The organism is Kluyvera fluvialis, assembly GCF_059725275.1.
Map to the genome: position 1 here is coordinate 1,148,613 of NZ_AP046142.1, position 25,861 is coordinate 1,174,473.

Sequence of the window (25,861 nt, forward strand, 5' to 3'; positions counted from 1 at the left end):
AAAAGATGAAACGAATGGGGATAGTTCTGGCGCTGGCATTAGGCCTGGTGGCGCAAGGAAGCATGGCGAAAACGCTGAATGTGGTGGCGAGTTTTTCGGTGCTCGGCGATATGGTGCAGCAGGTGGGGGGCGAGCATGTTCATGTTCACACGTTGGTCGGCCCGGACGGTGATCCGCACACCTTTGAGCCTTCGCCCCAGGATAGCGCATTGATAAGTCAGGCTGATGTGGTGGTCATCAACGGACTAGGGCTGGAAGGCTGGCTGGATCGGCTAATTAGCGCGTCGGGCTTTAAAGGGCAGCTCGTGGTGGCATCGACGGGGATAAAAACGCATACCCTGGAAGAAGACGGTAAAACAGTGACGGACCCGCACGCCTGGAACAGTGCTGCTAACGGCGCGCTGTATGCGCAAAATATTCTGCATGGCCTGGTGAAAGCCGACCCGGAAGACAGCGACGCGTTGAAGGCCTCCGGCGAGAAATATATTCACCATTTGCATGAGATTGACGGTTGGGCGAAGCAGCAATTTAGCAGCATTGCGCCGCAAAAACGCAAAGTGCTGACCAGCCACGATGCTTTTGGCTATTTCTCCCGTGCTTACGGGGTGACGTTCCTCTCGCCACAAGGGCTGTCGTCGGAGAGCGAAGCCAGTGCGGCGCAGGTGGCGGCGCTGATTAACCAAATTAAGGCTGACGGGGTGCATACCTGGTTTATGGAAAACCAGCTCGACCCGCGCTTAGTGAAGCAAATTGCCAGCGCGACTGGCGCACAGCCGGGAGGCGAATTGTACCCAGAAGCGCTGTCTAAACTGGGCGGTGTGGCTGACAGCTACACGAAAATGCTTCGCCATAACGTAGAGCTTATCGCTGCGAGCATGCGTTAAATCTCATGACTTTCGCCCCGATCCTCCGGGGCGAATCATTTCTGGAACCCCCTCGTAAAATCATCATCGCGTCCCCACATCTGTGCTGAAAGTGCTATCTTTGATGGCCTCTTTATCTGGCTTAAGCGGAGCAATGATGACCGATTCAGAATTAATGCAGCTGAGCGAGCAGATTGGGCTGGCGCTAAAGGCGCGCGGCGCAACGATGACCACCGCAGAGTCCTGCACCGGTGGCTGGATAGCCAAAACCATCACCGATATTGCCGGTAGCTCTGCGTGGTTTGAACGCGGGTTTGTGACCTACAGCAATGAAGCGAAATCGCAGATGATTGGCGTGCGCGAAGACACCCTGGTACAGCACGGCGCGGTCAGCGAACCGGTGGTGGTCGAGATGGCGATAGGCGCACTGCGTGCGGCGCGAGCCGACTTTGCTGTCTCGGTAAGCGGCATTGCCGGGCCGGACGGTGGTAGCGCAGACAAGCCGGTTGGCACGGTCTGGTTTGGCGTCGCCAGCGCTAATGGGCAGGGAGTCACGCAACGTGAATGCTTCTCTGGCGACCGCGAATCGGTGCGCCGACAGGCGACAGCCTATGCGTTGAAATTACTCTGGCAACAATTTCTACAAAACACTTGATACTGTATGACCATACAGTATAATTGCCTCAACAGAACAGAATTCATTCTCCGGGTACGCTCGGCATGACAGGAGTAAAAATGGCTATCGACGAAAACAAACAGAAAGCGTTGGCGGCAGCACTGGGCCAAATTGAAAAACAATTCGGCAAAGGCTCCATCATGCGTCTGGGTGAAGACCGCTCCATGGACGTGGAAACTATCTCTACCGGCTCGCTTTCACTGGATATCGCGCTGGGCGCTGGCGGTCTACCAATGGGCCGTATCGTCGAAATCTACGGGCCAGAATCCTCCGGTAAAACGACGCTGACGCTGCAAGTTATTGCCGCTGCGCAACGCGAAGGTAAAACCTGTGCGTTTATCGACGCCGAACACGCGCTGGACCCAGTTTATGCTCGCAAGCTGGGCGTTGATATCGACAACCTGCTGTGTTCTCAGCCAGACACTGGCGAACAGGCACTGGAAATCTGTGACGCACTGGCGCGTTCCGGCGCAGTAGACGTTATCGTTGTAGACTCCGTTGCAGCACTGACACCAAAAGCGGAAATCGAAGGCGAAATCGGTGACTCTCACATGGGCCTTGCGGCACGTATGATGAGCCAGGCGATGCGTAAGCTGGCGGGTAACCTGAAACAGTCCAACACGCTGCTTATCTTCATCAACCAGATCCGTATGAAAATTGGCGTGATGTTCGGTAACCCGGAAACCACGACCGGTGGTAACGCACTGAAATTCTACGCCTCTGTTCGTCTGGACATCCGCCGTATTGGCGCGGTGAAAGAAGGCGACAACGTGGTGGGTAGTGAAACCCGCGTGAAAGTGGTGAAGAACAAAATTGCAGCACCGTTTAAACAGGCTGAATTCCAGATCCTTTACGGTGAAGGGATTAACTTCTTAGGTGAGCTGGTCGATCTCGGCGTGAAAGAGAAGCTGATTGAAAAAGCCGGTGCCTGGTATAGCTACAACGGCGACAAAATTGGTCAGGGTAAAGCGAACGCTATCTCCTGGCTGAAAGAGAACCCGGCTGCGGCGAAAGAGATCGAGAAGAAAGTGCGTGAGCTGCTGCTCAGCAACCCAGACTCTAAGCCAGACTTCGTTATCGACGATAACGACGCGCATGCGAAAGAAACCAACGAAGATTTCTGATAACCTCGCGTCAGAAACAGAACAGAAGGGCTGCTCATGCAGCCCTTTTTGCATTTAAACGTCAGGGAGGGTTATGAACGAGAACTCACCACGTCGCTCTGCGTACGCCCGCTTGCTGGATCGCGCTATTCGCATTCTGGCGATGCGTGACCATAGTGAGCAGGAGCTTAGACGCAAATTAATCGCACCGGTGATGACTAAAAATGGCCTTGAGCCGGTAGACGCGCCGGAAGAAGATGTCGAAAAAGTGGTGGCCTGGTGTCATGAAAATCGTTACCTCGACGACAGCCGCTTTGTGCAACAGTTTATGGCTGGGCGCAGCCGTAAAGGCTACGGCCCTGCGCGTATCCGCCAGGAACTTGGGCAAAAGGGAATTGCCCGCGATGCGATTGAACAGGCCATGCGAGAGTGCGAGATAGAGTGGGGACAACTGGCTCGCGAGCAGGCGCAAAGGAAATATGGAGAACCGTTACCAACGGCTTTCGCCGAGAAGGTCAAAATCCAACGCTTTTTGCTGTATCGCGGTTACCTGATGGAAGATATCCAGGAAATATGGCGAAATTTTGCTGATTGACCGCACTCGGGATTTTACTTCCCTCTAAAGAAAACTTATCTTATTCCTACTTTTTCCGTTCAGGCGCGGGTCGTTTTACGGCGGCCAGCGTCTGCGACGAATATTCCTTAAATACACATAATCATTCAAGCCGCATCCGGCGGCCAGTGAGTGAATCCTCTGAAGCGTAGAACTGTACGTAACTTGGGTGAACGCGCGCAGCCAACGCAGAGGCGGTTTGAAGGATGAAGTGTAGCTTGATTTCAGGATAATTATGAGCAAGAGCACCGCTGAGATCCGTCAGGCGTTTCTCGACTTTTTCCATAGTAAAGGACACCAGGTAGTTGCTAGTAGCTCTCTGGTGCCAAATAACGACCCAACTCTGTTGTTTACCAACGCTGGGATGAACCAGTTCAAGGACGTATTCCTCGGTCTTGACAAGCGTAATTATTCGCGTGCGACCACCTCGCAGCGTTGTGTACGTGCTGGCGGTAAACATAACGACCTGGAAAACGTCGGTTACACCGCTCGTCACCACACTTTCTTCGAAATGCTGGGCAACTTCAGCTTCGGTGATTACTTCAAACACGACGCTATCCAGTATGCGTGGGAACTGCTGACCGGTGATAACTGGTTTGCCCTGCCGAAAGAGCGTCTGTGGGTCACCGTGTATGAAACCGATGATGAAGCCTACGAAATCTGGGAAAAAGAAGTCGGTATTCCGCGTGAGCGTATTATCCGCATCGGCGACAACAAAGGCGCGCCGTACGCATCCGATAACTTCTGGCAAATGGGCGATACCGGCCCTTGCGGCCCGTGCACCGAAATTTTCTATGACCACGGCGACCACATCTGGGGTGGCCCTCCGGGATCTGCTGAAGAAGACGGCGACCGTTACATTGAAATCTGGAACATCGTCTTCATGCAGTTCAACCGTCAGGCTGACGGCACCATGGAACCGCTGCCAAAACCATCCGTTGATACCGGGATGGGTCTGGAGCGTATTACTGCGGTACTGCAACACGTTAACTCTAACTATGAAATCGACCTGTTCCGTAAGTTGATTGACGCTGTCGCGAAAGTGACTGGCGCGACCGACCTCGGCAACAAATCGCTGCGTGTTATTGCTGACCATATTCGTTCCTGTGCGTTCCTGATTGCTGATGGCGTGATGCCATCCAACGAAAGCCGTGGCTACGTGCTGCGTCGTATCATTCGTCGTGCGGTTCGTCATGGCAACATGCTGGGCGCGAAAGACACCTTCTTCTACAAGCTGGTTGGCCCGCTGATTGATGTGATGGGTGCGGCAGGCGAAGAGTTGAAACGCCAACAGGCGCAGGTTGAGCAGGTACTGAAAACCGAAGAAGAGCAGTTTGCTCGTACGCTGGAGCGTGGTCTGGCGCTGCTCGACGAAGAGCTGGCTAAACTTTCCGGCGATACGCTGGACGGTGAAACGGCTTTCCGTCTGTACGACACCTACGGATTCCCGGTTGACCTGACGGCTGACGTTTGCCGTGAGCGCAACATCAAGGTTGACGAAGAAGGCTTTGAAGCCGCAATGGAAGAACAGCGCCGCCGTGCGCGTGAGTCCAGCGGTTTTGGCGCAGACTACAACGCAATGATTCGCGTTGATGGTTCTTCTGAGTTTAAAGGCTACGACCATCTGGAACTGAACGGTAAAGTGACCGCGCTGTTTGTTGATGGCAAAGCGGTAGACAGTATCGCTGCGGGTCAGGAAGCGGTTGTCATTCTCGACCAAACGCCATTCTATGCAGAATCTGGCGGCCAGGTTGGCGATAAAGGCGAACTGAAAGGCGCAGGCTTTAACTTTGCCGTTAGCGACACGCAGAAATATGGTCAGGCGATTGGTCATCTCGGCAAGCTGTCTACCGGCGCGCTGAAAGTGGGCGACGCGGTACAGGCTGATGTTGATGATGCACGTCGTGCTCGTATCCGTCTGAACCACTCCGCGACGCACCTGATGCATGCGGCACTGCGCCAGATTCTGGGCACTCACGTGGCGCAGAAAGGCTCGCTGGTTAATGATAAAGTGCTGCGCTTCGACTTCTCCCATTTCGAAGCCATGAAGCCGGAAGAGATTCGCGCAGTTGAAGATCTGGTCAATGCCCAGATTCGTCGTAACCTGCCAATCGAAACCAACATCATGGATCTCGACGCAGCAAAAGCGAAAGGCGCTATGGCGTTGTTCGGTGAGAAATATGACGACCACGTTCGCGTACTGAGCATGGGCGACTTCTCTACCGAGCTGTGCGGCGGTACTCACGCCTCTCGCACCGGTGATATCGGTCTGTTCCGTATTGTTTCTGAATCCGGTACGGCTGCGGGCGTTCGTCGTATTGAAGCCGTAACCGGCGAAGGCGCGATTGCCACCCTTCATGCAGAAAGCGATCGCTTAAGTGATATCGCGCAGCTGCTGAAGGGCGACAGCCACAATCTGACGGAAAAAGTGCGTACGGTTATCGAACGCACTCGCCAGTTGGAAAAAGAGTTGCAGCAGTTGAAAGAACAAGCGGCAGCCCAGGAGAGCGCGAATCTTTCCAGTAAAGCGGAAGTGATTAACGGCGTGAACCTGCTGGTGAGCGAGCTTGCTGGCGTTGAGCCAAAAATGCTGCGTACCATGGTCGACGATCTGAAGAATCAGTTAGGTTCTGCGGTTATCGTGCTGGCGACGGTTGCAGAAGGTAAGGTTTCTCTGATTGCAGGCGTGTCTAAGGATGTGACCGACCGTGTGAAAGCAGGGGAATTGGTAGGTATGGTCGCCCAGCAGGTGGGCGGCAAAGGGGGCGGTCGTCCGGATATGGCGCAAGCTGGCGGTACTGATGCGGCGGCTCTCCCTGCTGCACTGGCCAGTGTGAAGGGCTGGGTAAGCGCTAAACTGTAATAACTATAAACGCATGTAGACGCCTTAACGTTAAATGTTAAGGCGTCTTGCATATGCGGTACTGATAACGATAAAGTCAGGTTGAAGTCATGTAGATCGGCTAAACTTACATTTGACAGAATGTGATGCCGTGACCGCTTACACTTAAGGTGTTTGTCATCGCTTACCTTTTGGCGTTATATGATGGAGAATGCCGGGATACAGAGAGACCCGACTCTTTTAATCTTTCAAGGAGCAAAGAATGCTGATTCTGACTCGTCGAGTTGGTGAGACCCTCATGATTGGAGATGAGGTCACTGTGACAGTTTTAGGGGTGAAGGGTAACCAAGTACGCATTGGCGTAAATGCCCCGAAAGAAGTCTCTGTTCACCGTGAAGAAATCTACCAGCGTATCCAGGCTGAAAAATCCCAGCAGTCCAGTTACTAAGATCTCGCGTCTCACCCCTCGGGTGAGACGCCACTCCCACCGATTTTCCCCCTTTATTCCCTGTTGCTTCGCTTTTTTGCCTTTCTCTCAACTTCTCTGCTGTTTTTTCTCATCACCGTTTTGTCGGTGTAATCACAATTTATCTGTTGATAAAACGCTCATTTTGCCTTTTTTACCACCGTATTGCGTGTGAAATGTGCAAACGAAAAAAATGTGGGGAAAATTGTTTGACTTATAAGTCCCAGAAAGTAATATGTGCGCCACGCAGCGACGAAGAGCTTTTAACGAGTTCTCCGAAGCACTCGCAAGAGGCGTGTTGGTGAGGTGGCCGAGAGGCTGAAGGCGCTCCCCTGCTAAGGGAGTATGCGGTCAAAAGCTGCATCCGGGGTTCGAATCCCCGCCTCACCGCCATTTGCATCCGTAGCTCAGCTGGATAGAGTACTCGGCTACGAACCGAGCGGTCGGAGGTTCGAATCCTCCCGGATGCACCATATTCTCCGAGATAACAGCAAAGCTGTTGTTTCAAGGTCTGCGAGATAATCGCAAGCACCAGGGAGGATAGCGTTGCTTTAGCAACGACCCGTAGGGCAAGGCGCAGCCGAGTAATCCTCCCGGATGCACCATATTATCTGATAGCGCTTTAGCAGCGGTATCAAATCTGCAGTAAAGTAAGTTTCCCTGATGCATCCGTAGCTCAGCTGGATAGAGTACTCGGCTACGAACCGAGCGGTCGGAGGTTCGAATCCTCCCGGATGCACCATCTCTTACTTGATATCGTTTTCGCGGTATCAATATCGGCAGTAAAACAAGTTTCCCGATGCATCCGTAGCTCAGCTGGATAGAGTACTCGGCTACGAACCGAGCGGTCGGAGGTTCGAATCCTCCCGGATGCACCATCTTTTACTTGATATCGTTTTCGCGGTATCAATATCGGCAGTAAAACAAGTTTCCCGATGCATCCGTAGCTCAGCTGGATAGAGTACTCGGCTACGAACCGAGCGGTCGGAGGTTCGAATCCTCCCGGATGCACCATCCTTTCTGCAATATTCCTTCTTAGCAAAATTACCTCAACGCATTTAAAACCAACTCTATTTTTTCTGTAATTAGCCATAATTAATTCGCACTATTCTCATTGGCAAGCCATTCTTTATTCTATAATTTATCCTTGATTACGCCATTATTCTGGTGACATGACTGCAAGGAGAGAAATCCATGAAATGGTTCAAAGCAATGGCTGCGTTTTGCGCAACGCTTCTGGTGGCTATCTCGCTGTCCGGCTGTGCGGGATCGACAACCAAGGAAAGCACCGGTGGTTATATTGATGACACGGTGATCACCACCAAAGTAAAAACAGCGCTGTTCAGCGAGAAAAATATTAAATCCAGCGAAATTAACGTTCAGACCTTCAAAGGCCGGGTACAGTTGAGCGGCTTTGTATCCTCTGCCGCTGATGCTAAACGGGCGGTGGACATTACGCGCCGGGTTCAGGGTGTGCGAGTCGTTGAAAACGACATGCGGGTGAAATAATTTTTCGCAGAATAGAAATGCAAAGGCACCTTAGGGTGCCTTGATAGTCTCTACGCCCAGCAGCGACAATCCTCGCCATTTACGATAAAGTAACAAGACATTATCCGATGGGTGAGAAGACAATGTACGAGCGCTATGCTGGATTGATTTTTGATATGGATGGCACCATTCTTGATACGGAACCCACACACCGTAAGGCGTGGGGCGAAGTTCTGGGGCGATATGGTATGCGTTTTGACGAACAGGCCATGGTCGCGCTCAACGGCTCGCCAACCTGGCGTATTGCGCAGGCGATTATCGAACGTCATGGCGCTGATCTTGACCCTCACTTTCTGGCGCGCGAAAAAACAGATGCCGTAAAAGCGATGCTACTGGATTCGGTTACGCCCCTGCCGCTGATTGAGGTGGTGAAAGCGTGGCACGGCCGCCGTCCGATGGCGGTCGGTACAGGGAGCGAAAGCGCTATTGCAGAGGCTCTGCTGACTCATCTGGGGTTACGCCACTACTTTACGGCGGTTGTCGCCGCCGATCACGTGAAGCAACACAAACCAGCACCGGACACCTTTTTACTGTGTGCGGAACGCATGGGTGTGGCTCCTGAACGCTGCGTGGTGTTTGAAGATGCCGATTTCGGCCTTCAGGCTGCCGCTGCAGCAGGGATGGATGCTGTTGACGTTCGCCTGCTGTGAGTGAGGGGTTTGCGCTGGCATCGCTCTTTACCAGCAGCTTTCTCAGCGCGACGTTACTACCGGGAAATTCTGAAGCCGTTTTGGTTGCGCTACTGCTTGCCGGGGCGAGTAAACCGTGGATTTTGGTAGTAATAGCAACAATGGGTAATAGCCTTGGTGGGGCAACTAACGTTATTCTTGGACGTTTTTTCCCATTACGCAAAACATCGCGATGGCAGGAAAAAGCAGTTGGCTGGTTACGACGCTACGGCGCAGCCACGCTACTGCTGAGCTGGGTTCCCGTGATTGGCGATTTACTGTGCCTGCTGGCAGGGTGGATGCGTATTTCATGGGGGCCGGTACTCTTTTTTTTATGCCTTGGTAAGGCGTTGCGCTACATCGTAGTGGCGGCGCTGACGCTCCAGGGCATGACGTGGTGGCACTAATTGGGTGGCTTGTGGAATCTTTCTCATCTCCACGTTGACAATTATGCTTAATAAAATGAATTTGACAGGCGGGAGGTCAATTTGATCCCGGACGTATCACAGGCGCTGTCCTGGCTGGAAAAACACCCTCAGGCTCTTGAAGGTATCCAGCGCGGTCTTGAGCGCGAAACCCTACGTGTTAATGCAGATGGTTCTTTGGCAACTACCGGACACCCGGAGGCGCTGGGTTCCACGCTGACTCATAAATGGATCACCACCGATTTTGCAGAAGCTCTGCTGGAGTTTATTACTCCGGTTGACGGCGATATCAACCATATGCTGACGTTCCTGCGTGACGTACATCGTTACACTGCACGTCAGCTCGGCGACGAGCGCATGTGGCCGCTGAGTATGCCATGCTATATCGCGCCGGGTCAGGATATTGAACTGGCACAGTATGGCTCGTCTAACGTAGGACGCCTGAAAACGCTGTACCGCGAAGGGCTGAAAAACCGCTACGGCGCGCTGATGCAGACCATTTCTGGGGTGCATTACAACTTCTCGCTGCCGATGGCGTTCTGGCAGGCGAAGTGCGGCGTGCACGACAAAGAGGCGATTTCTGCGGGCTATTTCCGCCTGATTCGCAACTATTACCGCTTCGGCTGGGTGATTCCGTATCTGTTCGGGGCGTCACCGGCTATTTGCTCGTCATTCTTGCAGGGCAAACCAACGACGTTACCGTTTGAGAAAACGGAATGCGGCATGTACTACCTGCCGTATGCCACATCTTTGCGCCTGAGCGACCTGGGTTATACCAATAAATCGCAAAGCAATCTCGGAATTACGTTTAACGAATTGCACGAGTATGTGGCAGGATTGAAACGGGCGATTAAAACCCCGTCGGAAGAGTATGCCCGCATTGGTCTTGAGAAAGATGGCAAGCATTTGCAGATTAACAGCAATATTCTGCAAATTGAGAACGAACTGTACGCGCCGATTCGTCCAAAACGCGTTACCCGCGATGGCGAAACCCCGTCCGATGCGCTGCTGCGCGGCGGTATCGAGTATATCGAAGTGCGTTCGTTGGATATCAACCCATTCTCACCGATTGGCGTTGATGAGCAACAGATTCGCTTCCTCGACCTGTTCATGGTTTGGTGTGTGTTGGCTGATGCGCCTGAAATGAGCAGTGACGAGCTACTGTGCACCCGTACTAACTGGAACCGCGTGATTCTGGAAGGGCGTAAGCCTGGTCTGACGCTGGGGATTGGCTGTGAAACAGCACAGTTCCCGCTGACCAAAGTCGGTAAAGACTTGTTCCATGACCTGAAACGTGTGGCCCAGACGCTGGACGGTATGAACGGCGATACGGCGTATCAGAACGTTTGCGATGAGCTGGTTGCCTGCTTTGATAATCCTGATTTAACCTTCTCGGCGCGCATTCTGCGTTCTATGCTTGATCAAGGTATCGGTGGTACGGGTAAAGCGCTGGCGGAACAGTATCGCACGATGCTGCGTGAAGAACCGTTGGAGATTCTGAGCGAGGAAGATTTCGCGAAGGAACGTGATGCGTCCAGAGAACGTCAACGTCAGATTGAAGCGGCAGATAGCGAGCCGTTTGAAGCGTTGCTGGCTCGACACGCTTGATACAAAAGAAAAAGGCCACAATCAGTGTGGCCAAAATATACATCTCTGAATCAGGGATGATGATAACAAATGCGCGTCTTTCATAAAGTAAGACTGGCATCGGAACAAAGAGTTCAGTTTATTTTAAAAAAAATCACATTATCCTGAGGCGAAAAGCGGTAAATTGCATAAAAACGATTCTATTCAATGAGTTAAAAATATCGTTGGCGTAGAAAAAAATGCAATGCCCAGCGCATGAAGGTGATATCGGAGGTTACGAAATGCCGTTGTTAGATAGCTTCACTGTCGATCATACCCGTATGGAAGCCCCAGCCGTTCGCGTGGCGAAGAAAATGAACACCCCGCACGGCGACGCGATCACTGTTTTTGACCTGCGTTTTTGTGTACCGAACCAGGAAGTGATGCCAGAAAGAGGTATCCACACTCTTGAGCATCTGTTTGCGGGCTTTATGCGCGACCACCTGAACGGTGACGGCGTTGAGATTATCGATATCTCACCTATGGGCTGCCGTACCGGTTTCTATATGAGCCTGATTGGTACGCCGGATGAACAGCGCGTGGCCGATGCCTGGAAAGCGGCAATGGCTGATGTGCTGAAAGTGCAGGATCAAAACCAGATCCCAGAACTGAACGTTTACCAGTGCGGTACGTATCAGATGCACTCTCTTGGCGAAGCGCAGGACATTGCGCGCCAGATTATCGATCGTGGTGTGCGCATCAACAGCAACGACGAACTGGCGTTGCCGAAAGAAAAACTGCAAGAGCTGCACATTTAGTCTGCTGAAACGGCTGAATAATCGATAACCCCGGGGCTTGCTCTGGGGTTTTTATTTTTGCCCACCAGTAAAATAAAAACATATATCTCAAATAGGATGTGAAGGCTTTATTTATTTGAACGATAAATATAACAATAGCTGACTGATGAGCGAATATGTTTACCGATCACATATAATTAAAAACATAATTCGATAGCAGAAAATCATAATGGCGCAATTTTCTTGACCTGTAAAAATACTCCCGGAATCAGCGTTACTCAATAAAATTAAAAAGGGGAGTGTGTATGTCTACAGGAGATAGGTTATCTATCAGGGAAAAAGTTGGCTATAGCCTTGGGGATGCGGCTAGCCATATTGTATTTGATTCATCGGTGGCAATTCTGGCCTATTTTTATACCGATATTTACGGCCTGCCACCTGCGGTAATGGGAACCATGTTTCTGTTAGTGCGCCTGTTAGACGCCGTGACAGACCCGATTATGGGCGCGATTGCTGATGCCACGTCTACCCGCTGGGGGCGTTTTCGTCCCTGGCTGCTGGCTATCTGTGTGCCGTTTGCGGTGAGTTGCGTACTGGTGTATTCCATCCCATCATTTGGTGATACCGGGAAAGTGGTGTACGCCGTTGCCGCCTATATCTTTATGACTCTGATGTACACGGCGATTAACATTCCATACTGCTCACTGGGAGCGGCGTTAACCTCTGACCCAAGTGAAAACCTCTCGCTCCAGTCATGGCGTTTTGCCATCACGCCCATTGGCGGTGCGCTGGGTACTGCGCTGATTCTGCCGCTGGCTGACTTCCTCTATCCCACCGACAGAGCGACCGGTATTCAGGTTTCTATGGCGCTGTTTGGCGTGATTGGCTGCATCATGTTTATTATCTGCTTCTTCACCACCAAAGAGCGCGTACAGCCGATTAAAGAGGAAAACCTGAATATTGCGCGTGACGTCAAAATACTGTTCAAAAACGACCAGTGGCTGATTCTCTCGGTTTATAACTTTATGATGCTGGTTGCAGTCGTGCTGCGCGGCGGTGCGGTGGTGTACTATATTAATACCGTGCTGAATAAAAGCGCTGACATTATCACTGTGTTTATGCTCGGTGGGATGTTTGCCTCAATGGCGGGTTCCGTTCTAGCCAAACCGCTGGGTACACGTTTTTGTAAAGTGAAACTGTCATTTTGGATTAACTTAATTACCGCTGGCTTCGGTGTTATTTGCTTCCTGGTCCCACCGCAATTATGGCTGGCTATTCTGGTCGTGCATCTTATTATTTCGGCTATTCAGGGCGGAAACGGTGCGTTGCAATGGTCGATGATTACTGATGCAAATAATTATGGTGAATGGAAGACGCAGCGCAGAATTACTGGTATGAATGTCGCCGCCAATATATTCGTGATTAAATTAGGCGTTGCCGTGGGCGGCGCAATTTTGGGATGGGTACTGGCCTATTTCCATTACCAATCTGGCGTAGCGGTACAGCCTTCTGCTTCAGCAGGGCAGGGCGTGATGCTGCTGTTCACTCTTGTACCAGCGGTATTCTACGTCCTGACGGCATTCTCGATTAAATTCTATGGTCTGAATGAAGCGCGGATGAACCGTATTGTGGGCGATTTGAGCAAAGGTACGTTTGCACAATAACTCTCTGCCAGATCGTTGAGGTAAAAAAAGCCAGCTCGTTTGAGCTGGCTTTTTAACTAGTGAGCGCCACCGCCGCCGCTGCCGGCTCCAAACGGTGGTCTGGCAAACCACACCAGCCCCAGCAGTATCAGGAAGATCCCCGCCGATACCCAGAAGATTTCATTGGCCGAGATAATCAGCCCCTGATTTGTAATCTGCTGCGCTATCCAGCCAGAAGCCTGTTGCTGAGTCATCCCCATGCCTTGCAGTTGATCGTACATCTGCTGGGCATTCGGGTTGAACGGCGTAACTGACTCGGTTAACTGCGCGTGGTGCATCGCCTCACGGTTAGTCCAAAGCGTCGTGGTAATCGACGTACCGATAGAACCCGCCAGCGTTCGCGTAAAGTTCGACAAGCTCGATGCTGCCGCCAGACGCTCAGGCGGTAGCCCGGAGAGCGTGATGGTGGTCAACGGCATGAAGAAGCACGCAACGGCGAATCCCTGAATAAACTGCGGCCATGCCGACGCACCGAAGTCCATCCCCGGCTCGAAGGTGTAGGCGCGCCAGTAGAAACAGACGGCATACATGATAAAGCTGAACGTGACCAGGCGGCGCATATCCAGCTTATGAGCAAAGCGACCAATGATCGGCGATAAAATGACGGGAATAATCCCGACGGGCGCCGACGCCAGCCCTGCCCACGTCGCGGTATAGCCGTAAACTTCCTGCAATAGCTGCGGCAGCAACACAATCGCGCCGAAGTAGAGCATATAAGCCAGGCTGATACACAAACAGCCTATCGTAAAGTTTCGCGACTTAAATAACGACAGATCGACGATCGGGTTATCGTCGGTTAGCTCCCACACAATCAGGAAACTTATCGACACTACCGCCACAACCGTCAGGACAATAATCTCGGTTGAGTTAAACCAGTCTAGCTCTTTACCCTGGTCCAGCATAACCTGCAAACTACCGATACCCAGCACCAGTAGCGCCAGGCCGACGCCGTCGATACGCCGTTGCTCGGTACGCGTTTCGCGCCCACGCAGGCTCTGGATACTCATCAACACCACGATAAGACCGATAGGCACGTTGATGTAGAAAATCCAGCCCCAGTGGTAGTTATCGCTGATATAGCCGCCGAGAATTGGCCCGCAAATTGGCGCGACAATCACCGTCATTGACCACAGCGCCAGCGCAATAGAACGCTTAGCCGGTGGATAGTTGCTTAATAGCAAACTCTGCGACAGGGGGATCAGCGGCCCGGCGACAATCCCTTGAATCACGCGGAAGAAGATAAGCATACTGAGGCTGTTGGACATCCCGCACGCCCATGAAGCGATGGCGAATGCGGTAGTTGACCACAGGAACAGCTTAACCTCACCGACGCGCTTCGCCAGCCAACCGGTAATCGGAATGGAGATGGCATTCGCCACCCCAAACGAGGTGATCACCCACGTTCCCTGGCTCAACGATGAACCCAGGTTACCGGCAATGGTAGGGATCGCCACGTTAGCGATGGTGGAGTCCAACACCTGCATGAACGTGGCAAGCGACAGCGCAATGGTCATAATGACCAGTTGCGCGCCTTCCAGCGGTTTTTGCTGTTGCATTACACGCACCCCAGCATTAGTTGGCGTTGGCCTGTACGATGTCGTTAATCAGCTTATTCACTGGGTCGAGGCTGATTTCACGCGCGTTACTTTCGTAAACCGGGCTGGTGCGAGTCTGATTAGCCAGAATCTGCCCATCGCGATTAGAAGTATCCACTTTAACCAGCGTAGACAAACCGATACGCAGCGGGTGTTTCGCTAGCTGTTCTGGGTCGAGTTCGATACGTACCGGCAGACGCTGTACCACTTTGATCCAGTTACCGGTGGCGTTTTGCGCTGGCAACAGAGAGAACGCGCTCCCAGTCCCCATATCCAGGCCGACCACTTTACCGTTGTATTTCACATCATCGCCGTAAATATCGCTGATGATGGTCACCGGTTGGCCAATACGCATATGCGCCAGTTGCGTCTCTTTGAAGTTAGCATCGACCCACAGATTACTGGCCGGAACGACCGCCATCAGCGGCGTCGTTGGGCTAATCTGCGCGCCTGGCTGGACGGAACGGCGAGAAACGTAGCCGCTCATTGGGCTAACAATTTTAGTCCGTTGCAGCGCAAGCCATGCGTTACGCACTTCCGTTGCAGCCTGGCGCACCGTCGGCTGCTCTTCGAGCTTAGTGCCGAGGATCATCGCCTGGTTGGCGTTGTACTGTTGAATCGCCACATCAAGGGCCGCCTGCGCGCTGGCGACTGCGTCTTTCGCGTGTTGCAGCTCCTCACGGCCAATCAGGTTGGCGCTGCCCAGCGGAATACGACGGTTCAGGTCAGTTTGCGCCTGTGCCAACGTCGTTTTGCGGATCTCGATGTTCGCCTGAAGCTGCTTGTTGTTAATCATCAGCTGGCGCATTTGGCGGACGCTGGAAGCCAGCGCAGTCTGCGCTTTTTCAAACGCCTGCTGGGCATCGGTTTGGTCAAGCGTGACCAACACATCGCCCTGCTGTACATAGTCGGTGTTATCGGCCCAGACTTTCGTCACGCTACCGGACACCTGAGCCATGATTTGAACCTGGTTCCCTGCCACGTATGCATCATCGGTTTCCTCGAAATGACGCAATACCAAAAACCAGTAGCTGCCATAGGCCACGGCAATAATAACAAAGAGCAAGGTCAACAAGATGAGGGCGCGTTTACGTTTGCCTTTCTTGTTGGCGGGTTGCTGCGGGGCTTGAGTCTCCGCATTTGCGCTCATGTGATTCTCCACATTCTTATTATTTGATATCGGCTGAGCCGATCTGTTCACCAGAAAGGCCAGCAGGGATTATCTGCTGGCCTGTTTTTTTCTTGTTAGCGCGGTGGTATCAACGCAGGGCGTCAAGAACTGAGCCATCCTCTTCCATCTGATCCAGACGGGTAAGAAGTTTGCGGGTGATATGTTCGAGCTGATCTTTCTCGGCCAGGGTTAATGATGACCAGAGTTGATGCAGACAATGATGCTGCGGGGGCAGAACTTCGTTCAGGAACTGACGACCTTTTTCGGTGAGCTGTAGGTGCAGACAACGACGGTCATTGTCGCTTTCACGACGTTCAATCCAGCCACGTTTTTCCAGTTCATCGGCAATACGTGTGGCGTTAGTGCGCGATGAGCCCAGCGCGCAGCTGAGTTCGGAAGGCTGAATACTATGGTTTTCTTGAGACTCCAGCGTGATTAGCGCCATAAACAACGTCTCGTTAATCCCCTGAGCCTTCAGCATCTTATTACGATTGTCCAGCAGCTTGCCTTGCATATGCATACAAAGACGAGTCAGAAGGATTTCCTGGAACGGAAACTCTTCACTGCGGCTGGCGCGAAATTTCAGCATTTGTTCAATGGGCGTAAACGAACTATCCATCTGGGCATTACCTCATTAGTTACAGTCGATATAGTAACGAGGGTGACAAATAAAGTAAATGAATTATTGGTTGCGATTTATTTTGTTTAGATATGGTTTAGTTCGACCCAATACGTAGACTGGGTCGTTGCGCCATTACTCCGCTTCCTGACGGTGATAACCCCACCACCACACCAGCAGATTCAGCGCCGCCACAAGCGCGCCCGCAAGACAAACACCGGCCCACCCTGCGTGTTGCCAGGCAGAGGCAGACAACAGCGAACCCGCTGCGCCACCGATAAAATAGCTGGTCATGTAGCCTGCCGTCAGGCGGTTTCGTGCATCTGGCTGAACGCGATAAATCACCGTCTGATTGGTGATGTGCACGCCTTGCACCATTAAATCGAGCAGCAGAATCCCGATAATCAACGCGATGGCAGAACTGTGTCCGTACCAAATCGCCACCCAGGAAAGCAATAGCAGCAGCAGACCCCAGGTGGTGGTAAGGTGCGCTTTGCCTTTATCGGCCAGCCCGCCGACCGGACGCGCGCCGAGCGCTCCGGCAGCTCCAGCAAGGCCAAACAGGCCAATTGCGCCTTCAGAATAGTTAAACGGTGGGGCAGAGAGCAAAAAGGCCATCGACGTCCACAGAATGCTGAAGTTCGCAAAGGTCAGACAGCCAAGCAGCGCACGGGTGCGCAACAGTTTGTCACCGGCGAACAGGCGGAAAATGGAGCCAAGCAGTTGCGGATAATTCAGGTGCGTTTGTTGCTGAAGTTTAGGCAGCCCGCGCCACAGCGCAAAGGCCAGCAGCACCATCAATACGGTCGCAACCCAGTACACCGTGCGCCAGCCGCCGAGGCTTGCCAGCAGCCCCGCGACGGTGCGCGCCAGCAAAATGCCGAGCAGCAGGCCACTCATCACCGTACCCACCACTTTGCCGCGTTTTTCCGGTGCGGCGAGCGTTGCCGCAAGCGGAACCAGCAGTTGTGCGACAACCGAAAACAGCCCGGTGAGTGTCGTGCCAAGAATCATCATCGCCAGCGAACTGCTGTTGGCGGTAATCAGCATTCCCCCTGCGGCAAGAAGCGTCATGGTGACAATCAGCGTGCGGCGTTCGAACATATCGCCCAGCGGCACAAGGAACAGCAGCCCTGCGGCGTAGCCAAGCTGCGCGGCGGTGACGATAAACCCCGCCTGACCGGCGCTGAGCGCAAAGTTCCGCGCGATGGTTTCCAGCAGCGGCTGAGCGTAATAGTTACTGGCGACCGCCAACCCTGTGGCGATGGACATTAAGGCGATAAGTGCCGGGCTAAGCCCGTGAGCAGGTTTAGTCATTGTGATGAAAGTGTGAGGAAGAATATTAGCGATAATAACGAAAGGCGTGCAGGAGAGGGGAAATGTCGCGTAGCGGATTGTGCTTTTACGGCCTACAGCGTGTGTAGGCCGGATATCGCCACGCCGCCATCCGCTGGCGGCATGATTAACTTACTTCTGTGCTGCCAGTGCTTCTTTAATCCAACCGTCAAAGACCTGCTGGTGGGCTTTAATCCAACCATCCACCTGGCCCTGAACGTCGGCTTCTGACGATTTACCGTCATGCATCATGGCGTTCTGCGCGTTAATGTCAGTCAGCGGCAGTTTCATGATGGCAAACAGTTTGGCCGCTGCCGGGTTTTTCTCAGCCCAGGCTTTGTTGGCGACGATATGCATCGTGCTGACCGGGAAGCCATAGTTTGCGCCGTTAGACAGCTTGGTATCGAGGTTTTTCTGTACCCCAGGCAGCGCTGAGAACGGCACTTGCAGCCAGACAACATCTTTACCTGGTTTCAGTACATCACTCGCCCAATATGGCGTCCAGGTGTAGTACAGCACCGGCTTGCCTTCTTTAAAGCGAGTAATGGTGTCCGCCATCATCGCCGCATAGTTCCCCTGATTATGATCGACCGTTTTGGTCAGCCCATAGGCGTCCATCTGGTGGTTGATAACTGCTTCACAGCCCCAGCCAGGCGTACACCCGGTGAGGTCGGCTTTCCCGTTGCCGTTGGTGTCAAACAGCTTGGCGATTTTCGGGTCTTTAAGCTGCTCGATATTGGTGATGTGATACTGATCGGCGGTTTTCTTATCAATCAGATAACCCTGTGCCGCACCGTTCACCAGCGCACCTTCACGGTAGAATTTCTTATCGCCACCGGCGGCTTCGTACATATCGTCATGCAGCGGGATCCAGTTTACAGCGGTGAACGTTGCATCTCCGGCGGCGATGGACGTGTAGCCCACGTTGTAGTCCACTTCGTTTGGCTTACTGACGGTGTAGCCCAGTTTTTCCAGTGCGCGGCTCACTACCAGCGTCTGGAAGGTTTCTTCCGAAAGCGTGCTCTGTACCGGTTGCACGGTAATACCTTTACCCGGCAAGTCGGCGGCGAAAGTACTGGTGGAGACCAGAGTGGCGAAAGCGGTCGCAAAAACAAATGAATGTCGCATCGTTGTTCCTTTAATAGTCATAGATAGTGGAGCATTAGCCCAGCGCGCTTGCTGGGCTAATACGATGGTTATTTGCTGAAGGGGCGGAGCAGAAGGCCGATAGGCCCGGTGTTGTACCAGCGGCGGTTGCCACGGCTACGGGAGTCGCGGCCAACGGCCTGAGTCAGACGGTCGAGAATAATCGCGAGGATAACAATCCCGACGCCGCCGACCGTAGCGAGGCCCATATCCAGACGGCCAATACCGCGCAGAACCATTTGACCCAGACCCCCGACGGCAATCATCGAGGCGATAACCACCATCGACAGCGCCAGCATCAGCGTCTGGTTTACCCCAGCCATAATGGTTGGCATCGCCAGCGGCAACTGCACTTTAAACAGCATCTGACGCGGGCTGGCGCCGAAGGAGCGCGAGGCCTCAATCAGGTCGGCTGGCACCTGGTTAATCCCCAGAATGGTCAGACGCACAATTGGCGGCAGGGCGAAGATAATAGTCACCACGACCCCCGGCACGTTACCAATACCGAACAGCATGACGATAGGCACCAGGTAAACGAACGCAGGCGTAGTCTGCATCGCATCGAGCAGCGGGCGAATAATCTTCGCCGCCCGTGGGCTACGCGCCAGCCAAATGCCCAACGGCAGGCCGATAACGACGCAGAACAGCAGCGCGGTAAGTACCAGCGCAAGGGTGACCATCGCCTGTGACCATGCGCCAATCGCACCAATCGCGATCAGTGAAATAAAGGTCGCGACCCCCATACCCACGCTGGAGATTTGCCATGCGATCAGGGCGAAAAGAATAATCGCCACCGGCGCTGGCATCCCCAACAGTAGCTGTTGGAAAGCGCTGAGAATGTAATCGATAGGGACGCGAATCCCCTGGAATACCGGACGGAAGTGGGTCACCACCCAGTCGATACCCTGTGTCACCCAGCTATCCAGCGGGATTAACGTTTTATGGAACGGGTCAAAAATATTGAAATGCTCAACCTGCGGCGCTGGCGCGCTGTTTAGCCAGTCGGCACTGCCGCTGGATGATGCCGAAGAACCCCATGCATCGGCGGAATTTGCTGCGCTATCGGCAGCCGGTGTGGTATCCCACGGATTTGATTGATCAGCCATTGTTTGCCCCCTCGCGATCTAATGCCTGTAGTAGCATTCGTTTTGAAATAACGCCGACGTATTGCTGTTCTTCTCCAACAACCGGTACGGCGCAGGGGGCATGACCCACCTGAGAGAGCAATTCGCTGAGCGGCGTTTGGGCATCGACAGCCACCGGCTCATCAATTAATGCCGCGTCAATTCCCTGGTTGGCTTTTAACGCCTCTTTCAGTGAATCAATTGAGACTATTCCGACAAACTTATTACCACGTTCAATCACGTAGCCGTATTCACGGTCGTCATCTTGTAATAATTTCAATGCCGAGCGAGGACCAAAACCTGGCGTTCTACGGATAAGACCATCCGGGTTACGGCGGGCAATATCTTTGGCGCTAAATACCTGGCTAATATCCACACCACGGAAGAAGGTACGGACATAATCATTCGCCGGATTATTCAGAATTTCATCCGGTGTACCCACTTGCACCACTTCACCATTTTGCATAATGGCAATACGGTCGCCAATGCGCATAGCTTCGTCGAGGTCATGGGAAATAAATACTACGGTACGCTGATGTTTCGCCTGTAATTTTACAAGCTCATCCTGCATCTCGGTGCGAATTAATGGGTCGAGCGCTGAAAAAGCTTCATCCATTAATAAGATGTCGGGGTTAATGGCTAATGCGCGGGCTAAACCTACGCGTTGACGCATCCCGCCGGAAAGTTCATCGGGATAGGCATGAGCATAATTCTCAAGACCAACCTGACGCAGCGCATCCAGCGCTTTTTCCTGGCGTTCTTGCGCCGGAACACCGGCTAAATCCATGCCAAAAGCGGTATTATCCAGCACGCTCATATGCGGCATTAGCGCAAATGACTGGAAGACCATCGCAATTTTTTTTCTGCGAACATCACGAAGCTCAGCATCAGATATTTTGGCGATATCAATACCGTCAATCAGCACCTGTCCGCGAGTGGGTTCAATCAGACGATTGAGAAGGCGTACCATAGTGGATTTTCCTGAGCCGGATAATCCCATGATGACAAATATCTCGCCTTCTTCAATGGCCAGACTGGCGTCTTTGACGCCAAGCGATAACCCTGTTTTATCCAGAATTTGCTCTTTGTTGAAACCCTTCTCGATATATTTGAATGCTCGCTGTGGATGCTCGCCGAATATTTTATAAAGATTCTTAACTTCTAATTTAACTGCCATGCAATATGAGATTTCCTGTTTTTGGATTATGTCGATATGCTACCTGATGAAAATAGTGACCTGTTTATACCCTAGCATACTGAGATGATGTGACAACCCTCAATGTGTTTTCATTTGAAATACACGGCAGGGGGTAATGGCGTGTATTTCCCATGATATAAGGGCTGCGGGCGAATTAGCGCAGGTGTGATTTTTTAACAAATAATGTGGGAAATTTGGCTGAGAGCTAAAAAATATTATGAATATCGAACTGAAATCTCCCATTCTGAATAGGGAAATATTTGTATGATGATGGCGTGATTTTCGGGAATATCCGGGTAAAAATCAGGGGCGTATTTCTTGAAATAATAGTGAAATAATTAGCGGAAATAACGCCCGTCAATCGCGATTATTGACGGGCGATATTAGGTCTACATGCGCATACTGACCGCCAGGCGGTTAAACGCATTCATCAGGCTAATTGCGAAAGTCATATCGCTGATTTGCGCGGCGCTGAAATGCGTCAGCAGCGGTTGATACACCTCGTCCTCGGCGTGTGTATCCGCAATGCGGGTAACGTCTTCTGCCCAGGCCAGCGCCGCACGCTCGGCATCGTTAAAGTGATTGCTCACTCGCCAGCCTGCCAGCGCATCCAGCTTCACCTGTGCAACACCAGATTTACGCAGCGCTTTGCTGTGCATTTCCAGGCAAAACGCGCAGCCGTTGATTTGTGAAACGCGTAAATACAGCAGCTCAATCAGGGAAGGGTCAAGCGTGCTTTTTTCCAGCGCGATTTTGGCCTGAACCAGCGCGGCGTAAACGTCTGGGCTGAGTTCGTTATAAGGTTGGCGTAATGCAGTCATTGTGTTACTCCTCGTTCAAGATGGAAGCAAAATAGCACTATAATGGTCTTAAAAAGATAGCCATATTATGAGTAAAAAATAAGACCATGAAGCAGAGCAGCGTACCCCGTTACCAGCAAATTGCTCGCCAGCTTAAAGCGGCGATAGAGCAGGGCGAATTGACCTCCGGCAGGCGGCTGCCTTCCAGCCGGGTTTACGCACAGGAGCTAGGCGTATCGAGAGTCACGGTGGAAAACGCCTACGGTGAACTGGTGGCGCAAGGCTGGCTGGAGCGGCGCGGTCAGGCAGGAACGTTTGTGAGCGATCACTTAACGTTAGAACCCGTGGCTGCCGAGCCGCTGGGTTTTGGCGGTGAATATTTTCAGCCGCAGCCCTTTCAACTTGGCCTTCCCGCGCTGGATCTCTTTCCGCGCGGCCTGTGGGCCAGAGTGATGGGGCGGCGCTTGCGTACGCAAACCCGTTTTGAGCTGGCGCTGGGCGATGTCTGTGGTGAAATGGCGCTGCGCCAGGCGATTGTCGAATATCTGCGGCTGTCACGCAGTATTGAATGCGAGGCCGAGCAGGTGTTTATCACCTCAGGCTATGCGGCGTCGATGAGCCTGATACTACAAGCGCTGGGCGCGCGCGGTGAAAGCATGTGGATGGAAGACCCCGGTTTTCCGTTGATTCGCCCCGTGGTTGAACAAGAAGGGGTGACGCTGTGCCCCGTGCCGGTTGATGCCGACGGTATGGATGTCGCATGGGCGATGCAACATGCCGCCGACGCGCGGTTTGCCCTCCTGACGCCCGCGCATCAAAGCCCGACTGGGGTTGCGCTGTCGTTGCCCCGGCGGCGGCAGTTGCTTGACTGGGCGGCACATCATCAGGCGTGGATTATTGAAGACGACTACGACAGCGAGTTTCGTTATCAGGGTAAACCGCTGCCGCCGCTGAAAAGCCTTGATGCGCCGCAGCGTGTTATCTACGCCGGGACGTTCAGCAAGGCGCTGTTTCCCGCGTTACGCACCGCCTGGCTGGTGGTCCCACTGCCGTTGGTGGCGGCCTTTCGCCGCCAGGCGCAGCGGGTCGCGTGTCCGGTTCCTTTGCTGTGGCAGCAAACGTTGGCTGATTTTATGCGTGAAGGGCACTTCTGGCGGCACTTGAAAAAAATGCGTGCTCATTACGCAATGCGCCGACGCTGGCTGGAAGACGCACTGGCGGCGCACGGTTTTGAGGTGCTGGAGCAGTTAGGCGGTATTCAGTTGGTGGTGACGGTTGAGGGCGACGATCGGGCAATGGCGCATCAGGCGCGGCAAGCTGGGCTGGCTGTACAGGCGGTGAACGACTGGCGAATGCGCCAGGACGGGCGCGCGGGATTAATCATGAGCTTCACTAACGTGGCTTCGCAGGCGATGGCGAATGAGCAGGTCGCCGCGCTACGCCGGGCCATAAAATAAAACCCCTGCTTATACTCGTCATACTTCACGCTGAATGATGTCGAGTATAAGCCGGGGCAGACGCGTCTTTATTATCTATCACCGTTATATTTCAGGTTGCCTGGGGCTGCCTCGGTGGCCGCCTGCAAACAACCCGAATTATTTTGGGTGTGTATTGTTTGACTATATTATCGGCGCATGCCCAGCAATATGCCAATAAAAATCCCCACCGCTGCCGCCGCGCTCACACTTTGCCACGGTTTATCGTGAATATAACTGTCTGCGGATTCTGCGGCATCATGCACACTTTGCTGTAGACGGTTACGGCCATTAAGGCGGGCGCGGGTTTCACTCAACAACGCTTTGGCATTGCGCCGGGCGGTCTCTACTTCATCTGCATTATCGCTGGCCCAGCTTTTTAGTACGCTTTCCAGAGAATCGGCTAATTGCCCGACATCACGTTGAATATTCTGTACTTCGTCATCGGCATCACTGCGATTTAGTGAGTTGAACATAACGACCTCCACAAATTTTGATAGAGCGTTAAGTGTAGGACATTCGACATAATTTGCCGGAGCTTAAGCTGTTTCTGGAATTATCTGAAAGCGAGGAGAATACTGATTAATGTAAGGTGGCGATGCAGCACCCGATGACGAGGATAAAATATGTATTTAAGACCTGATGAGGTGGCGCGCGTTCTTGAAAAGGCGGGCTTTACCATGGATGCGGTAACCTCAAAAGCTTACGGCTATAGCCGTGGTGAAAACTATGTTTACGTTAACCGTGAAGCGCGTATGGGGCGCACGGCGCTGATCATTCATCCGGCGCTAAAAGAACGTAGCGTGAAATATGCCGAACCGGCTTCTGAAATAAAAGCCTGCGATCATTACGAGCAATTCCCGCTGTATTTAGGCGGCGAAGTTGAACAGCATTACGGTATTCCGCACGGCTTTAGTTCACGTATGGCGTTAGAGCGTTTTTTAGATGGGTTATTTGGCGATAACGCATAGAGTTGTCAGTAGGTGGCCTGGCTCGCCACCTACTTTGTGTGTTGCTATCAGGCTTTGACCTGGGTGTACCGCTGAACGCGGAACAGGCGACGGCAAAAATCGAGGAAATAGCCGTATACGGCTCCCATCACCAGTGATACCACCGCGTTTGAACTGACTGCTGCGGCAATCTGCTGCCAGTCGGCCCCCACGCTTAACAAGATAAGCACGTAAATGGGCGACTGGAACGTCACATACGCCAGCGGGTCCGCGACTCTCTTAATCCAACCTGCGGGGCTGATACGGGCTGCCTGTCGCATAATGAAGTCACGATACATACCGTATGGCCAGGCAATAATAATGTTGACTGGGATTGCTACCAAACGAGATGAAAGTGACTGCTCGAAGGTCATTCCTGAGAGAAAAATTTCAATCATCATGTTCACGACGGAACAGTAGACCACCATGGCGAAAGTGTCTGCTGCCGCATGACGCAGACGTGACTGCGCAGAGAACATCGGTATGCTCCTCGAAAATGAACGGTTAACACAGAGATAAATGTGTTTTACAGGCGTTTTTAGTTGGTTTAATCGACGTGTATAGGTTATCTGTCTGCAATAGAACAAACAACTAGTGAAAGATTTTTATTTAATGCGTTTTTGTCAATAAAACACTCTGTTTTTGGTTGTTTTTTGTTCGCTGCGCTATTTTTGTTTTCACTTGTCTTTTTTGGCTTAAAAATCATCCTGTTGCGATTTGTTTGTGTCAGGTGAAAAACGATGAGCGATCGTCTCTTTTTACGCGGGAGAAAGACAATGCGGATTTTATTGTGATTATCATCACGTTTAGTGTTTTTATCCGATTGAAAGGTGAAAATGCAGGATTTGATTCTGTGGGGGGTGGTTTGAAAGTATGCACTTTTTTCGGGTAATCATGCATTATTCAGCGGAAATAGTGCGGCGGGCATAACCCACCGCGAGGAGAAATCAGCACACGCCAAAGTCACCGTCTTCTTGATACAGCACGACATCCGCATTGTTCAGCGTGTACTGCTTACCGTGTTCATCGCGGGCCTGTACAGCCACGATGTGGTCTTCATGCGCTTCAATAACCTTTAATTTTGGCCCACCCGTTTTGGGTTGAACTTCATCGCCTGGTGCAAACATCACACGACTCCT

25 protein-coding genes and 5 tRNA genes are annotated in these 25,861 nt (G+C 52.4%); 19 read left to right on the top strand and 11 right to left on the bottom strand.

The features are described from left to right. The first annotated feature begins 5 nt into the window (after positions 1-5). The 17 genes from AC6I4B_RS05545 to AC6I4B_RS05625 all read left to right on the top strand — a co-directional run bounded on the left by AC6I4B_RS05545 (position 6) and on the right by AC6I4B_RS05625 (position 13,231). A complete protein-coding gene (locus AC6I4B_RS05545; protein ID WP_497770215.1) occupies positions 6-884 on the top strand; it encodes a metal ABC transporter substrate-binding protein in 879 nt (292 codons plus the stop codon). Positions 885-1,020: 136 nt separating this feature from the next. Continuing rightward, positions 1,021-1,518, top strand: a complete 498-nt coding sequence (gene pncC, locus AC6I4B_RS05550) for a nicotinamide-nucleotide amidase (RefSeq protein ID WP_497771944.1) — start codon at positions 1,021-1,023, stop codon at positions 1,516-1,518. An 80-nt stretch (positions 1,519-1,598) separates the two neighbouring features. Continuing rightward, a complete protein-coding gene (gene recA, locus AC6I4B_RS05555) occupies positions 1,599-2,663 on the top strand; it encodes a recombinase RecA (protein ID WP_497770216.1) in 1,065 nt (354 codons plus the stop codon). Between the two features lie 73 nt (positions 2,664-2,736). After that, on the top strand, positions 2,737-3,237 hold the full coding sequence (gene recX / locus AC6I4B_RS05560) for a recombination regulator RecX (RefSeq protein ID WP_497770218.1): 501 nt from the start codon (positions 2,737-2,739) through the stop codon (positions 3,235-3,237). 253 nt (positions 3,238-3,490) lie between these two features. Next, positions 3,491-6,118 (top strand): alanine--tRNA ligase, encoded by a 2,628-nt coding sequence (alaS, locus tag AC6I4B_RS05565; RefSeq protein ID WP_497770219.1) that lies wholly within the window; start codon positions 3,491-3,493, stop codon positions 6,116-6,118. A 241-nt stretch (positions 6,119-6,359) separates the two neighbouring features. Then, positions 6,360-6,545: a carbon storage regulator CsrA gene (gene csrA / locus AC6I4B_RS05570; RefSeq protein WP_000906486.1), complete on the top strand. Its 186-nt coding sequence runs from the start codon at positions 6,360-6,362 to the stop codon at positions 6,543-6,545. Between the two features lie 318 nt (positions 6,546-6,863). Continuing rightward, positions 6,864-6,956, top strand: a tRNA-Ser gene (locus tag AC6I4B_RS05575). Positions 6,957-6,959: 3 nt separating this feature from the next. Next, positions 6,960-7,036, top strand: a tRNA-Arg gene (locus AC6I4B_RS05580). A gap of 192 nt (positions 7,037-7,228) precedes the next feature. Continuing rightward, a tRNA-Arg gene (locus tag AC6I4B_RS05585) sits at positions 7,229-7,305 on the top strand. A 59-nt stretch (positions 7,306-7,364) separates the two neighbouring features. Then, positions 7,365-7,441: transfer RNA gene (locus AC6I4B_RS05590), tRNA-Arg, on the top strand. A 59-nt stretch (positions 7,442-7,500) separates the two neighbouring features. Next, a tRNA-Arg gene (locus tag AC6I4B_RS05595) sits at positions 7,501-7,577 on the top strand. A 180-nt stretch (positions 7,578-7,757) separates the two neighbouring features. Further along, the gene (locus tag AC6I4B_RS05600; RefSeq protein ID WP_497770221.1) at positions 7,758-8,072 is read left to right on the top strand and encodes a BON domain-containing protein; all 315 of its coding nucleotides are present in this window, start codon (positions 7,758-7,760) and stop codon (positions 8,070-8,072) included. Positions 8,073-8,194: 122 nt separating this feature from the next. Beyond that, entirely contained in the window at positions 8,195-8,761 is a 567-nt protein-coding gene (gene yqaB, locus AC6I4B_RS05605) for a fructose-1-phosphate/6-phosphogluconate phosphatase (RefSeq protein WP_497771946.1), read from the top strand. Further along, a complete protein-coding gene (locus AC6I4B_RS05610) occupies positions 8,758-9,186 on the top strand; it encodes a YqaA family protein (RefSeq protein WP_497770223.1) in 429 nt (142 codons plus the stop codon). The genes yqaB and AC6I4B_RS05610 overlap by 4 nt, the downstream gene beginning before the upstream one ends. 81 nt (positions 9,187-9,267) lie before the next feature. Then, positions 9,268-10,812, top strand: coding sequence for a glutamate--cysteine ligase (gshA, locus tag AC6I4B_RS05615; RefSeq protein WP_497770224.1), 1,545 nt, complete (start codon positions 9,268-9,270; stop codon positions 10,810-10,812). A 260-nt stretch (positions 10,813-11,072) separates the two neighbouring features. Continuing rightward, entirely contained in the window at positions 11,073-11,588 is a 516-nt protein-coding gene (luxS, locus tag AC6I4B_RS05620) for an S-ribosylhomocysteine lyase (RefSeq protein ID WP_497770226.1), read from the top strand. 284 nt (positions 11,589-11,872) lie between these two features. Beyond that, positions 11,873-13,231, top strand: coding sequence for a glycoside-pentoside-hexuronide (GPH):cation symporter (locus AC6I4B_RS05625; protein WP_497770227.1), 1,359 nt, complete (start codon positions 11,873-11,875; stop codon positions 13,229-13,231). 56 nt (positions 13,232-13,287) lie between these two features. Here AC6I4B_RS05625 and emrB read toward each other — a convergent pair whose 3' ends face one another. The 8 genes from emrB to AC6I4B_RS05665 all read right to left on the bottom strand — a co-directional run bounded on the left by emrB (position 13,288) and on the right by AC6I4B_RS05665 (position 22,279). Further along, a complete protein-coding gene (gene emrB / locus AC6I4B_RS05630; protein ID WP_497770229.1) occupies positions 13,288-14,826 on the bottom strand; it encodes a multidrug efflux MFS transporter permease subunit EmrB in 1,539 nt (512 codons plus the stop codon). Positions 14,827-14,842: 16 nt separating this feature from the next. Beyond that, positions 14,843-16,015: a multidrug efflux MFS transporter periplasmic adaptor subunit EmrA gene (gene emrA, locus AC6I4B_RS05635; protein ID WP_497770230.1), complete on the bottom strand. Its 1,173-nt coding sequence runs from the start codon at positions 16,013-16,015 to the stop codon at positions 14,843-14,845. A 109-nt stretch (positions 16,016-16,124) separates the two neighbouring features. After that, entirely contained in the window at positions 16,125-16,655 is a 531-nt protein-coding gene (gene mprA / locus AC6I4B_RS05640) for a transcriptional repressor MprA (protein ID WP_497770231.1), read from the bottom strand. Positions 16,656-16,790: 135 nt separating this feature from the next. Further along, a complete protein-coding gene (locus AC6I4B_RS05645; RefSeq protein WP_497770233.1) occupies positions 16,791-17,972 on the bottom strand; it encodes an MFS transporter in 1,182 nt (393 codons plus the stop codon). A 150-nt stretch (positions 17,973-18,122) separates the two neighbouring features. Continuing rightward, positions 18,123-19,118 carry a glycine betaine/L-proline ABC transporter substrate-binding protein ProX gene (gene proX, locus AC6I4B_RS05650; RefSeq protein WP_497770234.1) on the bottom strand — a complete coding sequence of 332 codons (996 nt, stop codon included), beginning with the start codon at positions 19,116-19,118 and terminating at the stop codon, positions 18,123-18,125. A gap of 68 nt (positions 19,119-19,186) precedes the next feature. Beyond that, positions 19,187-20,242 (bottom strand): glycine betaine/L-proline ABC transporter permease ProW, encoded by a 1,056-nt coding sequence (gene proW, locus AC6I4B_RS05655; protein ID WP_497770236.1) that lies wholly within the window; start codon positions 20,240-20,242, stop codon positions 19,187-19,189. Next, on the bottom strand, positions 20,235-21,437 hold the full coding sequence (gene proV / locus AC6I4B_RS05660) for a glycine betaine/L-proline ABC transporter ATP-binding protein ProV (protein WP_497770237.1): 1,203 nt from the start codon (positions 21,435-21,437) through the stop codon (positions 20,235-20,237). The genes proW and proV overlap by 8 nt, the downstream gene beginning before the upstream one ends. 410 nt (positions 21,438-21,847) lie before the next feature. Then, the gene (locus tag AC6I4B_RS05665) at positions 21,848-22,279 is read right to left on the bottom strand and encodes a carboxymuconolactone decarboxylase family protein (protein WP_497770239.1); all 432 of its coding nucleotides are present in this window, start codon (positions 22,277-22,279) and stop codon (positions 21,848-21,850) included. A gap of 86 nt (positions 22,280-22,365) precedes the next feature. On the opposite strand from AC6I4B_RS05665, the gene pdxR reads away from it, so the two are divergent. Continuing rightward, on the top strand, positions 22,366-23,715 hold the full coding sequence (gene pdxR, locus AC6I4B_RS05670; RefSeq protein ID WP_497770241.1) for a MocR-like pyridoxine biosynthesis transcription factor PdxR: 1,350 nt from the start codon (positions 22,366-22,368) through the stop codon (positions 23,713-23,715). 167 nt (positions 23,716-23,882) lie between these two features. Here the strand turns inward: pdxR and AC6I4B_RS05675 are convergent, their stop codons facing one another. Further along, positions 23,883-24,209: a DUF883 family protein gene (locus AC6I4B_RS05675; RefSeq protein WP_497770242.1), complete on the bottom strand. Its 327-nt coding sequence runs from the start codon at positions 24,207-24,209 to the stop codon at positions 23,883-23,885. 150 nt (positions 24,210-24,359) lie between these two features. Between AC6I4B_RS05675 and AC6I4B_RS05680 the strand changes: the two genes are divergently transcribed. Next, a complete protein-coding gene (locus AC6I4B_RS05680) occupies positions 24,360-24,704 on the top strand; it encodes a DUF2002 family protein (protein ID WP_497770244.1) in 345 nt (114 codons plus the stop codon). Positions 24,705-24,751: 47 nt separating this feature from the next. Here the strand turns inward: AC6I4B_RS05680 and AC6I4B_RS05685 are convergent, their stop codons facing one another. Beyond that, on the bottom strand, positions 24,752-25,201 hold the full coding sequence (locus AC6I4B_RS05685; RefSeq protein WP_497770245.1) for an L-alanine exporter AlaE: 450 nt from the start codon (positions 25,199-25,201) through the stop codon (positions 24,752-24,754). Positions 25,202-25,669: 468 nt separating this feature from the next. Next, the gene (locus AC6I4B_RS05690; RefSeq protein WP_497770246.1) at positions 25,670-25,849 is read right to left on the bottom strand and encodes a GDFGVC terminal motif YodC-like protein; all 180 of its coding nucleotides are present in this window, start codon (positions 25,847-25,849) and stop codon (positions 25,670-25,672) included. Positions 25,850-25,861 lie beyond the last annotated feature (12 nt).

Coding starts and splice junctions, on each gene's coding strand:
- AC6I4B_RS05545 (WP_497770215.1), top strand. CDS start 6: ATGAAACGAATGGGGATAGTTCTGGCGCTGGCATTAGGCCTGGTGGCG.
- pncC (WP_497771944.1), top strand. CDS start 1,021: ATGACCGATTCAGAATTAATGCAGCTGAGCGAGCAGATTGGGCTGGCG.
- recA (WP_497770216.1), top strand. CDS start 1,599: ATGGCTATCGACGAAAACAAACAGAAAGCGTTGGCGGCAGCACTGGGC.
- recX (WP_497770218.1), top strand. CDS start 2,737: ATGAACGAGAACTCACCACGTCGCTCTGCGTACGCCCGCTTGCTGGAT.
- alaS (WP_497770219.1), top strand. CDS start 3,491: ATGAGCAAGAGCACCGCTGAGATCCGTCAGGCGTTTCTCGACTTTTTC.
- csrA (WP_000906486.1), top strand. CDS start 6,360: ATGCTGATTCTGACTCGTCGAGTTGGTGAGACCCTCATGATTGGAGAT.
- AC6I4B_RS05600 (WP_497770221.1), top strand. CDS start 7,758: ATGAAATGGTTCAAAGCAATGGCTGCGTTTTGCGCAACGCTTCTGGTG.
- yqaB (WP_497771946.1), top strand. CDS start 8,195: ATGTACGAGCGCTATGCTGGATTGATTTTTGATATGGATGGCACCATT.
- luxS (WP_497770226.1), top strand. CDS start 11,073: ATGCCGTTGTTAGATAGCTTCACTGTCGATCATACCCGTATGGAAGCC.
- AC6I4B_RS05625 (WP_497770227.1), top strand. CDS start 11,873: ATGTCTACAGGAGATAGGTTATCTATCAGGGAAAAAGTTGGCTATAGC.
- emrB (WP_497770229.1), bottom strand. CDS start 14,826: ATGCAACAGCAAAAACCGCTGGAAGGCGCGCAACTGGTCATTATGACC.
- emrA (WP_497770230.1), bottom strand. CDS start 16,015: ATGAGCGCAAATGCGGAGACTCAAGCCCCGCAGCAACCCGCCAACAAG.
- mprA (WP_497770231.1), bottom strand. CDS start 16,655: ATGGATAGTTCGTTTACGCCCATTGAACAAATGCTGAAATTTCGCGCC.
- AC6I4B_RS05645 (WP_497770233.1), bottom strand. CDS start 17,972: ATGACTAAACCTGCTCACGGGCTTAGCCCGGCACTTATCGCCTTAATG.
- proX (WP_497770234.1), bottom strand. CDS start 19,118: ATGCGACATTCATTTGTTTTTGCGACCGCTTTCGCCACTCTGGTCTCC.
- proW (WP_497770236.1), bottom strand. CDS start 20,242: ATGGCTGATCAATCAAATCCGTGGGATACCACACCGGCTGCCGATAGC.
- proV (WP_497770237.1), bottom strand. CDS start 21,437: ATGGCAGTTAAATTAGAAGTTAAGAATCTTTATAAAATATTCGGCGAG.
- AC6I4B_RS05665 (WP_497770239.1), bottom strand. CDS start 22,279: ATGACTGCATTACGCCAACCTTATAACGAACTCAGCCCAGACGTTTAC.
- pdxR (WP_497770241.1), top strand. CDS start 22,366: ATGAAGCAGAGCAGCGTACCCCGTTACCAGCAAATTGCTCGCCAGCTT.
- AC6I4B_RS05675 (WP_497770242.1), bottom strand. CDS start 24,209: ATGTTCAACTCACTAAATCGCAGTGATGCCGATGACGAAGTACAGAAT.
- AC6I4B_RS05680 (WP_497770244.1), top strand. CDS start 24,360: ATGTATTTAAGACCTGATGAGGTGGCGCGCGTTCTTGAAAAGGCGGGC.
- AC6I4B_RS05685 (WP_497770245.1), bottom strand. CDS start 25,201: ATGTTCTCTGCGCAGTCACGTCTGCGTCATGCGGCAGCAGACACTTTC.
- AC6I4B_RS05690 (WP_497770246.1), bottom strand. CDS start 25,849: ATGTTTGCACCAGGCGATGAAGTTCAACCCAAAACGGGTGGGCCAAAA.